The organism is Thermovenabulum sp., assembly GCF_049701175.1.
GTDB lineage: Bacteria > Bacillota > Thermosediminibacteria > Thermosediminibacterales > Thermosediminibacteraceae > Thermovenabulum.
Genome location: NZ_JBNATW010000029.1, coordinates 17,278 through 31,060 on the forward strand (window position 1 = coordinate 17,278; position 13,783 = coordinate 31,060).

Genomic DNA, 13,783 nt, shown 5'->3' on the forward strand with positions numbered 1-13,783 from the left:
TATGCACGCACTGGAAAAAATTTTAGCAAAACATGCGGGAAAAGATAAGGTAAAAGCTGGAGAGATAGTGACTTGCAAGGTGGACCTTGCAGAAGTAAATGATTTATATTTGCAGGTTGTGGAGTCTTTTAATGAAATGGGTGGCAAAAAGGTATGGGACCCCGAAAAGGTGGTATTCGTCTTTGACCATTATGCACCTGCTCCTACAATAAAATCCGCTTCTAATCACAAAGCGATGAGAGAATTTATCTGGAAACATGGCATAAAGCACCTGTTCGACATAAACACGGGGGTGTGCCATCAGGTGATGCCTGAAGCCGGACTGGTATATCCTGGAATGCTTTTGGTGGCCACAGATTCCCATACTACCACTCATGGGGCCTTTGGAGCTTTTGGTACCGGTGTGGGAGCTACCGACCTTGCCTGCATACTCATCTCAGGGGAACTCTGGTTCAGGGTGCCTGAAGTTATAAAGATAGAGATAAATGGGAAGCTGAAACCCGGTGTCCTTCCGAAGGATGTCATATTGCACATACTAGGTAAACTCGGCACTGAAGCTGCGGTATATAAAGCCATTGAATTTACCGGAGATACGGTAAAAAATATGAACATATCCGGTCGCATGGTGCTCTGCAACATGTCGGTGGAGATGGGGGCCAAGACATCGTATATTCAACCCGACGAAATAACACTGAACTATTTGAAATCCCGGGGTGTCGACATAGAAAAATTGGAAGTTCCGGAGACCGACCCTAATTATGAATACAGCGAAATTTACAATTTTGATGTATCTGACCTCTCACCCCAGGTTGCTATTCCTCACAGCGTCGACAATGTAGTCCCGGTGGAGGCCGTAAAGGGCACCAGGGTAGACCAGGTATTTATAGGCTCTTGCACTGGCGGCAGGCTGGAAGACATAGAATGGGCCTATAATATCTTAAAAGGAAAAAAGATAAATGAGAGGACCAGACTTGTCATCATACCTGCATCTCGAGATGTATTTCTTGAAGCCATAAGGCTAGGATATGTGGAGGCATTGATTGATGCAGGTGCTACTTTCAGTGCACCGGGATGCGGTCCATGTTTAGGAGCACATCAAGGAGTAATTGCTCCGGGAGAAGTTTGTGTGACTACCAGTAACAGGAATTTCCCGGGGCGCATGGGTAGTACTGAAGGAGAGATATACCTTGCGTCCCCTGCAACCGCAGCAGCCTGTGCACTGGTTGGGAAAATTGTAAATCCCGAAGAATATATAGAGGAGGTCTAAATAAATGCAGCTTAAAATATCCGGAAGAATTTTCATCTTTGGAGACAACATAGATACAGATCAGATTTATCCCGGAAGATATCTGGAACTTACTGCAAAAGCAGACATTGCATCCCACTGCATGGAAGGTGCAAGGCCAGGATTTGCAAAAGAAGTAAAAAAAGGCGATATAATAGTGGCGGGGAAGAACTTCGGTTGTGGTTCTTCACGGGAACATGCTGCTATTACGCTGAAAGAAGCAGGAATTAGTGCGGTAGTGGCTGAATCCTTTGCCAGAATCTTTTTCAGGAATGCTATAAATTTAGGTCTTCCAGTGATAACATGCAAACAAATTCGCGACAGAGTAAAGGAGGGCGAAATACTGGAAATAGATTTGGCAACCGGGGAAATAATAAATAGGACTACGGGAGAAATATATCAGGGAGAAGGCCTTTCAGAATTTGTACTTAGGATTATTGAAAATGGCGGGATAAAACCGCTTTTTAAGGAGAAGTACGGCGATTAAAAGAAAGAGGGGTAAACTAAAAATGAATCTTAGAGAAGAAGCTTTAAAACTTCACGCTGAAAATCAAGGTAAGATAGAAGTAACAAGCAGAGTGCCTTTAAAGAATTACATGGATTTAAGTTTGGCTTATACACCGGGTGTGGCAGAGCCCTGCAAGGAAATAAAAAGTGATCCGGATGCCGTGTATAGATATACCTGCAAAGGTCGTATGGTAGCTGTAGTGACAGATGGTTCGGCGGTGCTGGGCCTTGGAAACATCGGAGCCATGGCCGGCATGCCCGTCATGGAAGGCAAAGCGCTTCTGTTCAAAAACTTTGGAGGCGTAGATGCCTTCCCCATCTGCCTTGACACTCAGGATGTGGATGAGATTGTGAAGGTGGTTAAATTAATCTCACCCACTTTTGGAGGTATAAATTTAGAGGATATTTCAGCACCCAGGTGCTTTGAGATAGAAAGGCGGCTAAAACAAGAACTTGACATCCCTGTATTTCACGATGATCAGCATGGGACTGCAGTGGTAGTGCTGGCAGGAGTCATCAATGCCTTGAAAATCGTAGAAAAAGACATAAAAGATGTAAGAGTAGTTATCAACGGTGCGGGAGCTGCCGGAGTAGCCATAACAAAACTGCTCCTTAAAGCAGGGGTAAAGGACATTATAGTATGTGACAGGAAAGGTATCATTCACAAAGGTCGGGAAGACCTGGACTTTAGCAAAAAAGAACTTTCAGAAATAACAAATAAAAGTGGAGTAAAAGGCCACCTTGCAGATGCAATGAAAGGAGCAGATATTTTCATCGGTGTTTCTGCACCTGGTGTTGTGACAAAAAATATGGTAAAAACCATGTCCAAAGATCCTATAGTCTTTGCCATGGCAAATCCTATACCGGAAATCTTTCCTGATGAGGCTAAAGAAGGGGGGGCGGCAGTGGTAGGAACAGGCCGATCGGATTTTCCAAATCAAATAAATAATGTACTAGCTTTTCCTGGAATCTTCAGGGGCGCCTTAGAAGTGAGGGCGAGGGAAATTAATGAGGAAATGAAACTGGCAGCCGCCCATGCTATAGCATCCCTTATAACCGATGAAGAACTCTCACCAGACTACTGCATTCCCGGAGCCTTCGATAAAAGAGTAGCCGCCTATGTGGCGAGTGAAGTGGCAAGAGCTGCCATGACCACAAAAGTAGCGAGAATCAACATAGACCCGGAAAAGTTAAAAGAGGAAATGTTAAAATAATTTTAATTTTATATATTAATGGTTATTCATTTAGGTCGGAATGGAGGCTGGTTTTCTTTTTGAATGATTTTGACTTTTTTTATAGAAAGAAAACATGCCGCCATTGTCGACCTTTCTTTTTTACTACATGCGAAAAATGCAGTAATAATATAATTATGACTATATAGTTTACAAATTGAAATTAAAATAACTAATAAAAAAAGTATATTTATAGAATTTTTCTAATTAAGTCTGTGTAATTGTGTAAAAAGGATTTTTTAAAAAATGGTTAAACCACTCCCATACTCTGGTTAAAATTAACAGTGACAAAATCAAAACCTTACTGGAGGGATGAAAAAGGCTTGTTATAATATTACCATTGATTCCGAAATTTTGCATCACTTTTTTGTAAAAGGAACTAAAAATGAGGGGATGGCCAAGCCTTTAGAATTAGTATTTATTGTTACAGCCTGGAATTCAAGGCTCCTTCGAGAAAAAAGCTTCCTTTTTGTCATAGTTGATGCCATGGCCGTGGGGTCAAGGACGGGTAAAGCTCGGTGAAAGCATATCCTTGACTCTTAAGATATTAAATCACCCGGTTCTAACCAGGGAGAATCTTACACAAAAATTTGGACTTGATAAAAAAAATTAAAATAAATTTAACATTAATTACGATTAGATAATGTACAATATACAATATACAATATACAATATAAATCGCCGACTATATCTGGGATAGGAGGTATTATTATGAATGCTGTAGATTTCCTTGAGATTATGGCTTTAGTCATTTTATTTGGATTAATTTTTACAAAATTAAGCAGAATTATTAAACTTCCAGATGTCGTTATGTTTATTTTTGCTGGTTTTTTGTTAGGCCCATTTTGCCTCAATTTGGTTAATATTGACAAACATCCGTTAGCGTATGAATTGATCTTAACTTTTGGGGCAGCATACATACTTTATGACGGTGGAAGAGAAATCGATTTTAAGGTTCTTAGAAAAGTTAAATGGTCAGTTATATCTTTGTCAACAGTGGGAGTAATTGTATCTGCGTTTATAACTGGTTTTTTTGCTTCAAAGATTTTTAAGATGGATTTTATTTATGCACTATTGCTTGGTTCTGTAATAGCATCAACGGATCCATCTGTATTAGTCCCATTATTCAAAAACTTAAATGTTGATGATAAGCTAAAACAAACAATAATATCTGAATCTGCTTTTAATGATGCAGCAGGTGCTATTGCGACATTTGCAGTTCTTAACATTATAACAAAAGGAACATTTTCCTTAGCGCAAAGCATTTTTGATCTTATTAAGACATCAATTGGTGGGATATTGATTGGCGCTATCGTGGGTTACGTAGCATCGTTGCTTATTGCCCATGAAAAATATGCATGTTTTGAAGAACATCCAGCAGAAATTTCCATTGTTGCAGTTGCAGGAGCTTATGTAATAGCTACAAAATTAGGGGTTAGCGGATTTATGGCGGTATTTGTTATTGGTATGGTTTGTGGAAATAAGAAAATGTTTGGTTTATTTATTCCGGAACAATATTATGTTACCCAAACAAGATTTAAAGAGGTTATGACTTTAATTCTTAGAATGATGATATTTATACTTTTAGGGACACATATTAATTTTCCATTGTTATTAAGGTATTGGAAAGAATCGTTATTTGTAGTAACTGCGCTTATATTTATAGCAAGACCTATTTCTGTGTTTGTTTCGATTATTTTTGATAGAAAAGCAGAATGGACTTTTAAGGAAATAATCTATCTTATGTGGGTTAGAGAAACAGGAGTTATTCCAGCTGCGCTATCAGGTATGCTATTGACTATGAAGGTTCCTCATGCGGATATAATATCAGCTGTGACTTTTGCAACAATAATATTGACATTAACCCTTCAAGCTAGTTCGGCAAAAATTTTAGCAAAACTTTTGAAAATAGATAGACCTTCTATGTCAAATTAAAAATAAACATTTCAGAACAAAAATTAATAAAGGTCAGTTGCAAAATTAAATGCAACAAATCAAATTAATAACTTTTTAACCCACTAACTACTTTGGACAGATAGACTAAATATAATAAACTATGGTAATTGCTCAATCGTAGGAAGGAATATAAAAGAAACAACGGAATCGGAATTAGTAAAAATCAAATAATAAGCACTAATCATATTGATATTAAGAATCTTGAGAAAGAAAACGAAAGCTTTAAAAACCTACTGGGAGAAAATGACTTGGAAATAGCAAAAAAATGCCCACATTGAATCTTTCAATAGCATCCTCGAAGATGAGTGTTTATCACGGCATGAATTTAAAACATTTGCGGAGGCTTATAAAGTAAGTATCTGAATACGTGTATAATATTCCTTTTACCTCAGGCTCAAAATACCAAGGCTTGCGACAGAGATCAAGGGGTGGGGGATGGATAAATGTAGGGGCCCCTTTAGGAAGGCAGTCGTTTATGCTCACCCAGCAAAGCGAACCTCTTGACGGAAGGAGCAGGGCTGGTAAACTCTTTAGGGTCAAAGGAAACTTCAACAATTGAAATTAGTTAAGAAAAAGAAATAAAAGTTTGAGGTATAGCTTTAAGCGCTCGTGTGATGACCTTATCGAGGTCTTTAATCTACCTTTTGAGATGCTCAATGTTTTGAAGAGTAAGGGATAAGCTTATCGCAGACCTGTTGCATTTTAGAACTAAAGCGGTAAGCCCGCCGGGCGGCTTGTTTTAGGACACTTGCAACTTCATCAGCCGAGATTATTGGGGAATGTTTTGGGTTATATTTAGTTGAATTCCTTGTTCATCGATGCATACCAGGTCCAAGGGCAACCTGGTCAACTGGATAATACCCGGGAAGCTGGCAACTGGTATGGGAGGTGCCATGGACCTGGTGGTGGGAGCCAGAAAAGCCATCGTAGCTATGGAACATACTGCAAAGGGCAGACACAAAATATTGAAAAGATGCACGCTTCCCCTTATCGGAATCTAGGTGGTGGATATGATTGTAACGGAAATAGGCGTAAGCTGATTTTATTATCGATAAAAATTTTAGGCTCATAAATATATAAGTTAAGAATGAAGGGGATATGAAATGACAGAAACTTTGAATACTTTCGAAATCGTTTAGAAACAGATTAGAGCGGCCTGCGGCAAATTGGGGCTGGAGGAATCATATTATGAAGTTTTAAAAGAACCCAATGCCCAGGTAATGGCCTGGTTTATGGATGAATTCAGCGAGATTAAAGGTTACAATACCCCGGGCATAGTCACAGGGAAACCCATTATCCTTGGTGGTTCTCGAATATAAAGAGAATAACAGGACTGTAAAAGGATATCCCGGGAGCAAAGATATATCAGGAGAAGAACTTTTGGAGCTCGATGTGGACATACTCGGATAGTCTCTCATGGTCCCTTTGCGGAGAGAAATTAAACTGCCACCCTTAACCCCGCCTCGGCAATCATGACCAGGTCTTCTTGGATCTCGTTGCCTTGGGTTGTGAGATAGTTGCCCACCATCAAGCCGTTTACGGCCGCCGCCAGGGCTTCTTTTTGCTTCTCACCCAGCCCTGGCTCCCGTCCGCCGCAGAGGCGGAAAACGGCCTTGGGAATGATGAGGCGGAAAAGAGCCAGGGTTTTGAGGATCTCCTCTACAGAAAGACGCTCTTGATTGGCCAAGGGTGTGCCGGGAATAGGGTTCAGGATGTTGACTGGCACTGACCGTACTCCCAGTTCCCGTAGCTCAAAGATCATTTCCAGCCGATAGGCCATATTTTCCCCCAGCCCGATGATCCCGCCGGAGCATACATTTAGCCCTGCGGCCTGGGCTGCCTGGACGGTGGCTACCCTTTCTTCAAAGGTATGGGTGGTACAGACGCTGGGGAAATAGCTCCGGCCGGTCTCCAGGTTATGGTGGTAGGTGGTGACCCCCACTTCCTTCAAACGATGGGCCTTCTCTTCGTCAATGATCCCCAGGGAAGCACACAGCTCCAGGCGAGTCTCGGCCCGCAGGATCCGGTAGATTTCCAACACTTTCTCAAAGTCCCTTTCACCAATCCCCTTACCGCTGGTAACCAGGGCAAAACGCTTGACTCCAACGGCTTCCATGCGCCGGGCCTTTTCCAGGACCTTTTCCGCGTCAATGAGGGGATACACCTCCACGCCAGTTTTATAACGGGAAGACTGGGCGCAGAAGCGGCAATCCTCGCTGCACAGGCCTGAGCGGGCGTTGATGATGGCGCACAGTTCCACATCCCTGCCCCCGAAGCGTTCCCGCACCTGGCGGGAAAGATCTAGAAGGTCCCCCAATCTTTCTCGGGGCCACCCGGCCAAGTAATATGCCTCTTCCTGGGAAAGGCCTTCTCCTGAAAGGACTTTTTCTCTAATTTTCTCCCACGTGCAATTCTTCCCCATGGACAACCCCTCCGCCTACCTGCCGGTTACTGCAGCTATAGATTCATAGGTAATCTCTAGAACCCGGTTTAGCTCTTCGTCAGACATGGACAGCACGGGCATGAGGACGATGACATTGTCCAAGGGGCGAATAACCAGCCCTCTGCGGCGGGCCTCCAGGATGACCCGGTGACCTATTTGCTCCTTCATGGCATAAGGCTCCTTGGTCTCTTTATCCACCACAAGTTCAATGCCTACCATCATACCTCGCTGGCGGATATCTCCCACGTGGGGTAAATCCCAGAAGTTCTCCAGACCCTGGCGTAAAAGCTCTATTTTGGGCTGCAGGGAGGTCAGCAGATCTGTTTTTTCAAAAAGCTCAATGCTGGCCAGGGCCGCAGCGCAGGCTAGGGGATTGCCCGTGTAAGTGTGTCCGTTGTAAAAGGTCTTGCATTCCTCTGGTTCGCCCAAAAAGGCTTCGTAGATCTCGTCGGTGGCCAGGGTGGCAGCCAGGGGAAGGTATCCTCCGGTAATCCCCTTGGCCAGGCACATTAAGTCGGGAGTTACGTCTTCGTGCTCGCAGGCAAAGAGACGACCCGTGCGGCCAAAACCCACCGCCACCTCGTCGGCAATGAGCAGGACATTATACTTTGAGCACAATTCCCGCACCCGGCGCAAGAACCCTTCAGGAGCTGTGATCATGCCTGCAGCCCCCTGAACTATGGGCTCGATGATGAGGGCAGCAACCTCCTCACAGTGCTTTTCCAGAAGCCCTTCCAGCTGGTTAAGGCAAGCCATCCCACAGCTTTCTCTTACCAGGCCCAAGGGGCACCGGTAACAATATGGCGCAGGGGCATGTAGGCACTCAAAAAGTAGAGGCTTGAAAATGTTGTGAAAAAGGGGTATACCCCCGATGCTTACTGAGCCAATGGTGTCTCCGTGATAGGCGTTGACCAGGGAGATGAACTTGGTTTTTCTACGATAGCGACCGCCGTCCTTTTGTTGCCAGTACTGAAAGGCCATCTTGAGGGCAATTTCCACCGCTGTGGCCCCGTTATCGGAGTAAAAAACTTTATTTAACCCTGGTGGGGTAATTTCCACCAGCTTCTTGGCCAGCAAGATAGACGGTACATTGGCGATGCCCAAGAGGGTTGAGTGGGCGATGCTATCCAATTGTTCCTTGATGGCCCGGTTTAACTCCGGGTGACAGTGGCCGTGGACGGTAACCCAAAGGGAGGATACACCGTCCAAATAGCGGTTTCCCTCCACATCAATCAGGTAGCTGCCTTCTCCCCGCTCAATGATCAAGGGTTTTTCCCGGAGGTATTGCTGCATTTGGGTAAAGGGATGCCAGACGTACTGCTTGTCCCATTGTTCCAAAAGAGAGGGATCATAGTTACTCAATGTGAGCACCTCCAATCGTTCATGCTTAAGGTTTAAGCCATGGAGCCAGCTGACTCCAGGAAACGGATTCCTCCACTGCTTCTACCAATCCTTCAGCTGCACCTTTTTCTACGCTCACCCCGGAAAGGTGGGGCAGGATACCCAGCACCGGCACGCCGGTCATACGGGCAATAACTTCGGGGTTGTCCCTTTCGGTGGGGCCTAATTCCTGCTGCTTCAAGCCGTTAAAAACTATCCCCGCCACTTCCAGTCCGAGGCTTTTGGCGTAAGTTACCGTGAGCACCGTGTGGTTAATGGTTCCTAAACCAATCCTGGCCACCACAATCAGGGGCAGGGAAAGTTCCTGGGCCAGGTCAGCTACGGTAAAGTCAGGGCCAGAGAGGGGCACACACAGGCCCCCAGCCCCCTCGATGAAGGTCAGCTGGTGTTGCAGAAGGGTTCGCCGGCAAAAATCTACTACTTTTTCGGGTTCTATCTTTTCCCCACAAAGTTTGGCCGCCAGGTGAGGAGATAACGCCGGGACAAAGCGGTAAAGGTTTAACTGGTCAAGGGGTTGAGGGAGGCCAGCTGCCAGGCGGTAGAAGAACGCATCTTCGGGGACCAGTTCCCCATTTCTAACAGTCGCCCCGGTCTGCACCGGTTTTATGGCCACGGCGTCAATGCCATGGTGGCGGAAGACGCCCGCCAGACCGGCGGTAACTACTGTTTTTCCCACGCCGGTATCCGTTCCAGTTATGAAGTAACCCTTTATGGCACAGTTCATTGGTGTTTCTCCTCCAATAATGACGTAAGATCTTTTACACCTTGCACGGTGCTGATCTGAGCTATCAAAACTGGCTCCTCCTGGAGCCTGGTTATGTACTCCGTAAGATTTACTTCTTGGAGACGGACAAAGAACACCCGCCCTCCTTTAAAGGAGGGGTGCTTCAAATGGGGTATACGCACATAGCCTAGGCGCCGTGAGGAAACGTAACCTGTGGTATAATGGGGGTCGTCCGAACAGCATATTTCGGCCAGGGTTCCGCTCCAGATAACCTTGGAGGCCAGGGCCAAGGCTTCCTTGACCCGGAAATGATCTAACCCCAACGGCTGCAGCAGGCGCGATAACTCCTTAGCAGCCTGTGGAGTATAATCCATGCGGGAGACACGCACCCCGCGCCAGGAGTCAGGCTCCAGACGCCGGCCGCTCTGGGCATCCATGATTACCGCCCCTCTCATGTTTCGCCCGTCGGGCGAAGGCCCCCGGGTGAGTATCCCTATAGCCTCTTCTATAACCTGCACCCCGCTGGCCAAAAGAAGCTGGCGTGCACAAAAGAGCGCCTGCTCGTGATCATTAGCTTTTACCGTTACGAGCGGTAGAGCGGCAATCTGCTTTATTTTGGAGAACTCCAGGCGCTCGATGCTGATATTTATAAAATCAGGTTCTCCCAGCGCATGGTTCCTGGCACGAAAGAGCATTTTCTGGACAGTAGAAGCTACCTGCTCCGAGGAGACAATCCTTTCCGCGCCGGATATGTGTTGCCCTCCCTTTTCGTGGGGAGCTCCCTGGGCAGCCCTCATTCGGACGCTATATACCGCTTCCACCAAAAGAAGTCCCTCCTTCAATTTGCTCCTTAGCCTTAGCCATAAGTCTGGTTAAAGGCCAAGCCGTTAAAGCCGTATATAGCATCCCAGGCAAGGCGGTAACCAGTAGAACAATTACCCCCTTGTGCAAAAGGCCGGCAAGAATCAGGCGGGCAGCCGCAGAACTCAGGGGACCGGCAACGGTAACCACAAGGAAACTGGGGCCCAAAATCGCAACAATGCCGCCAGCCACCAGACGAAAAACTATGGACACTATCATATTGAAAAAGTTGTGCACCCCGGTGCTGTATAAAACCAGGCTGGCCACCAGACCGGCTAAAAAATAGCGCTTAAAGCCAAAGTTGGCGGCAATAGCCAGCCCTATAGGAGCCGAGAGTTGAAATTCGGTGCCCGGAATGATCCCTGGCAACTTCAAGGAGCCAGTAACAATAATGAATGCTGCCAGTAGTGCAATTTCCACTACCTCCTTGAGAAATCCTCTTGTTTTATCCATTTGGTTTTACATCCTCCTTCTTTCTTCTTTAAATGAGCCTTAAATTTTTTCCGGCCCACAGAAAGGCTTCCAGGGCTCTCTGAATATCTTCAGGTTTGTGGGTGGCCATGACGGTAATCCTTAAACGGCTGGTGCCTTCCGGCACTGTAGGCGGGCGGATGGCCGGCACAAACACACCCTTTTCCGCCAGGGCTGCCGAAAGGGCCAAGGCCCGGTTAGCTTCTCCTACCATCAGGGGAATAATGGCCGATTCCGTGGGCAACACCTCAAAGCCCATTTCCTTTAAGCCCCTGTAAAGCTGGCAGACATTGGCGTGAAGCTGGTCGAGAAGGTGCGGTTCTTCTTCCAGGACGTCCAGTGCCGCTATAGCTGCGGCAACTACCGGCGGGGAAAGGGCTGTGGAAAAGATAAAGCTGCGAGCGCGGTTGCGCAGGTAATCAACTAAAATGGCATTGCCGGTTACGTACCCGCCCTCACTACCGAGGGCCTTGCTTAAAGTACCCATTTGGATGATGTCCTTGCCTTCCAGACCAAAATGTTCCACCGTTCCTGCCCCCCTCTTGCCTAAAACACCAGTAGCATGAGCGTCGTCCACCATGAGAAGGGCCTGAAACTCCTTAGCCAACTGCAACAGGTGGGGCAAGGGAGCTATATCCCCGTCCATACTAAAAACTCCATCGGTAACGATAAGGCACCTGCGGTATGAGTTGCGTTCCGCCAGGAGAATATCCCTTAAATGGGTTACATCCCTATGGCGAAAAACCTTAACCGTGGCCCGACTCAGGCGGCAGCCGTCGATTATGCTGGCATGGTTTAGCTCGTCACTGAGCACTAGGTCGCCCCGACCCATCAGGGCTGAAATCACTCCTAGGTTGGCCAGGTAACCAGAACTAAACACAATGGCATCTTCTGTGCCCTTAAACCGGGCAATGCGCTCCTCCAGCTGGCGGTGCAAAACAAAATTACCTGTGGTCAGGCGAGAGCCTCCGCTTCCCGTCCCCCACCTTTCCACGGCTTCTTTGGACGCAGCCTTAACCCGGGGATGATGAGACATGCCGAGGTAATTGTTGGAAGAAAAAAGAAGCACTTCCTGTCCGTTTATGTTTGCCCTGGGGCCAGTAAATACCTCCAGTGGTCCGGGCAGCTGGCGATAGAGGTGGCTTTCCTTTAGCAACTCCAGCTCTTTTTCTAAAAATCCAAACAAATATATTCCTCCCCTGGTATGTTATTCTCTTTATTTGGTTATTTTTTTGTCTTTTGCCGTAATTTGTTACCCACTATAATTATACTCGATCCAAACTCAATTGTAAACCTATAGCTCTCACAAAGTTAACATTTCTCATAAAAACCACATCGTAAGATTCCCTTTAATGTCTCTACTATTCATTGATTTTAAAACTGTTTTTATAACATCTTGGCTTGTTATAGAAAAACCTGCTTTATACCCTACTATCTCAAGAGTATATGTATTTATAATACCTAACACAAAAATTATTTTTGGATCTTTAAAGGATTAGGGAACATTTTTAGCAGCTTTACCAATAATTTCTAATGCTTTTTTAGTAGCATAAATTGTTTTGAGATCATTAGCAAAAGAGTTTTTATCCATTCCTTCAACAAAATTCTGTACGGCATCTATTGTGTCTATAATATCCTGCAAATAATCCTAATAGTCTCTCTGTTTCATACGTAAGCAACCTCTTTCAATATATTTTCTCTGATTCTTGGCCTCAGCTCATCTCTCAAGACAAGATCAACCTTTTTGCCAAGGAGTTCTGATAAAAAATCTTCCAGTTCAACCAAATCGAACAAACTAACGGGCCTATCGGTTTCTATCAATATATCAACATCGCTTTCGTTATTTTGCTCTCCTCTGATGTATGACCCAAATATACCTATTGCTTTAACACCAAAATGACTTTTAAGAAAATCTTTGTTATTTAGTCAGGCACTGTTTGCCTCTATCAATTAGCGAATATAAGCCTGGAGAAAATGTATTTGTTCTTCCGGGCTTTATCAAAAAATAACTTTTAAAAAACTTAAAAATACAGGAAAAACAAAAAAACGACAAGAAACACAAAGAAAAATCAATATAATAGTTGATAATAAGCAATGACGGTTATTTTTTAAAGAAAACTACTCTTGCATAAAGGTCAGGGAAAGTCAATAATTATAATTGAAAGGTCAAAGAAAGTCAAAGTAATAAACAAAAATCTATTCCAGGGGGTGGTAGTTATGCTCATGAGGAGGTTTGATCCTTTCAGGGAAGTGTTAGATTTAGAACGCATATTTACGGAGACACTTGCGCCGATTAGTAGAGGGGTAAAGATACCAAGGGTAGATATTCTTGATGAGGGCGATGAAATTTTAGTAAAGGCAGAGCTCCCTGGTATAGAAGATAAGAACCAGATTGAGCTTTATGTCCAAGATGACCACTTAACAATAAAGGGACAAATTAAAGATGAGACGGAAGAAAGAAGAGATAAATTCTACCGCAAAGAAATATTTACCGGCAGCTTTGAAAGAGTGGTATACCTGCCGGTAGAAGTTGAACCTAGTGAAGCCAAGGCTGAATATAAAAACGGCATATTAAGTATAAGGCTGAAGAAGGCGAAGGATAATCTGCGAGGGATTAAAATTAATATTGAATAAGCCTTGTAGCCCCGAAGTTTGTATAACTTCGGGGTTTTATAACATGAACGAAATGAGAAGGGGTGTAGTCAGCCCTGATGAAATTTTATTCAAAATTCATAATTTATGAGATATAATTAAACAGTAAAGGATTTATATTGAGACAAATAGGTGCAATTATACTGATAAGAGCAGCTGAAATGATCTGAGTTTGTATTAATGATGATAGGGAGGTTACAACAGTTGAAGATAGTTATGCAAAAGAGTATAATTTTAATTAGGTGATGATA

Annotated in this window: 14 protein-coding genes and 3 pseudogenes; 9 read left to right on the forward strand and 8 right to left on the reverse strand. The window is 44.6% G+C overall.

Going from position 1 to position 13,783, the window contains the following annotated elements:
- Position 1 precedes the first annotated feature (1 nt).
- From ACPLVF_RS09770 to ACPLVF_RS09805, 8 genes and pseudogenes are all read left to right on the forward strand, one after another.
- Entirely contained in the window at positions 2-1,267 is a 1,266-nt protein-coding gene (locus ACPLVF_RS09770) for a 3-isopropylmalate dehydratase large subunit (RefSeq protein ID WP_424907650.1), read from the forward strand.
- A gap of 4 nt (positions 1,268-1,271) precedes the next feature.
- Positions 1,272-1,772 (forward strand): 3-isopropylmalate dehydratase small subunit, encoded by a 501-nt coding sequence (locus tag ACPLVF_RS09775; RefSeq protein ID WP_424907651.1) that lies wholly within the window; start codon positions 1,272-1,274, stop codon positions 1,770-1,772.
- A 22-nt stretch (positions 1,773-1,794) separates the two neighbouring features.
- Complete coding sequence (locus tag ACPLVF_RS09780; RefSeq protein WP_424907652.1) at positions 1,795-3,006, forward strand: NAD(P)-dependent malic enzyme; 1,212 nt, start codon at positions 1,795-1,797, stop codon at positions 3,004-3,006.
- A gap of 330 nt (positions 3,007-3,336) precedes the next feature.
- Positions 3,337-3,546, forward strand: a complete 210-nt coding sequence (locus tag ACPLVF_RS09785; RefSeq protein WP_424907653.1) for a hypothetical protein — start codon at positions 3,337-3,339, stop codon at positions 3,544-3,546.
- A 189-nt stretch (positions 3,547-3,735) separates the two neighbouring features.
- Positions 3,736-4,959 (forward strand): cation:proton antiporter, encoded by a 1,224-nt coding sequence (locus ACPLVF_RS09790; protein WP_424907654.1) that lies wholly within the window; start codon positions 3,736-3,738, stop codon positions 4,957-4,959.
- Between the two features lie 291 nt (positions 4,960-5,250).
- Positions 5,251-5,343 (forward strand): annotated as a pseudogene (locus tag ACPLVF_RS09795) (hypothetical protein); the annotation flags it as partial.
- A 467-nt stretch (positions 5,344-5,810) separates the two neighbouring features.
- Positions 5,811-5,978, forward strand: a pseudogene (locus ACPLVF_RS09800) (CoA-transferase); the annotation flags it as partial.
- Between the two features lie 168 nt (positions 5,979-6,146).
- A complete protein-coding gene (locus ACPLVF_RS09805; protein WP_424907665.1) occupies positions 6,147-6,299 on the forward strand; it encodes a hypothetical protein in 153 nt (50 codons plus the stop codon).
- 119 nt (positions 6,300-6,418) lie between these two features.
- Here the strand turns inward: ACPLVF_RS09805 and bioB are convergent, their stop codons facing one another.
- The 8 genes and pseudogenes from bioB to ACPLVF_RS09845 form a co-directional block, all read right to left on the reverse strand.
- On the reverse strand, positions 6,419-7,402 hold the full coding sequence (gene bioB, locus ACPLVF_RS09810; RefSeq protein WP_424907655.1) for a biotin synthase BioB: 984 nt from the start codon (positions 7,400-7,402) through the stop codon (positions 6,419-6,421).
- 15 nt (positions 7,403-7,417) lie between these two features.
- Entirely contained in the window at positions 7,418-8,785 is a 1,368-nt protein-coding gene (gene bioA / locus ACPLVF_RS09815) for an adenosylmethionine--8-amino-7-oxononanoate transaminase (protein WP_424907656.1), read from the reverse strand.
- A gap of 25 nt (positions 8,786-8,810) precedes the next feature.
- A complete protein-coding gene (gene bioD, locus ACPLVF_RS09820) occupies positions 8,811-9,548 on the reverse strand; it encodes a dethiobiotin synthase (RefSeq protein WP_424907657.1) in 738 nt (245 codons plus the stop codon).
- The gene (locus ACPLVF_RS09825) at positions 9,545-10,369 is read right to left on the reverse strand and encodes a 6-carboxyhexanoate--CoA ligase (RefSeq protein ID WP_424907664.1); all 825 of its coding nucleotides are present in this window, start codon (positions 10,367-10,369) and stop codon (positions 9,545-9,547) included. The genes bioD and ACPLVF_RS09825 overlap by 4 nt, the downstream gene beginning before the upstream one ends.
- Positions 10,353-10,862 carry a hypothetical protein gene (locus ACPLVF_RS09830; protein ID WP_424907658.1) on the reverse strand — a complete coding sequence of 170 codons (510 nt, stop codon included), beginning with the start codon at positions 10,860-10,862 and terminating at the stop codon, positions 10,353-10,355. The genes ACPLVF_RS09825 and ACPLVF_RS09830 overlap by 17 nt, the downstream gene beginning before the upstream one ends.
- Before the next feature lie 28 nt (positions 10,863-10,890).
- Positions 10,891-12,066, reverse strand: coding sequence for an 8-amino-7-oxononanoate synthase (gene bioF / locus ACPLVF_RS09835; protein WP_424907660.1), 1,176 nt, complete (start codon positions 12,064-12,066; stop codon positions 10,891-10,893).
- Between the two features lie 309 nt (positions 12,067-12,375).
- Complete coding sequence (locus tag ACPLVF_RS09840) at positions 12,376-12,522, reverse strand: DUF86 domain-containing protein (protein WP_424907662.1); 147 nt, start codon at positions 12,520-12,522, stop codon at positions 12,376-12,378.
- Between the two features lie 23 nt (positions 12,523-12,545).
- Positions 12,546-12,785, reverse strand: a pseudogene (locus tag ACPLVF_RS09845) (nucleotidyltransferase family protein); the annotation flags it as partial.
- A gap of 312 nt (positions 12,786-13,097) precedes the next feature.
- On the opposite strand from ACPLVF_RS09845, the gene ACPLVF_RS09850 reads away from it, so the two are divergent.
- Positions 13,098-13,514, forward strand: a complete 417-nt coding sequence (locus tag ACPLVF_RS09850; RefSeq protein WP_424907663.1) for an Hsp20/alpha crystallin family protein — start codon at positions 13,098-13,100, stop codon at positions 13,512-13,514.
- Positions 13,515-13,783: the final 269 nt, after the last annotated feature.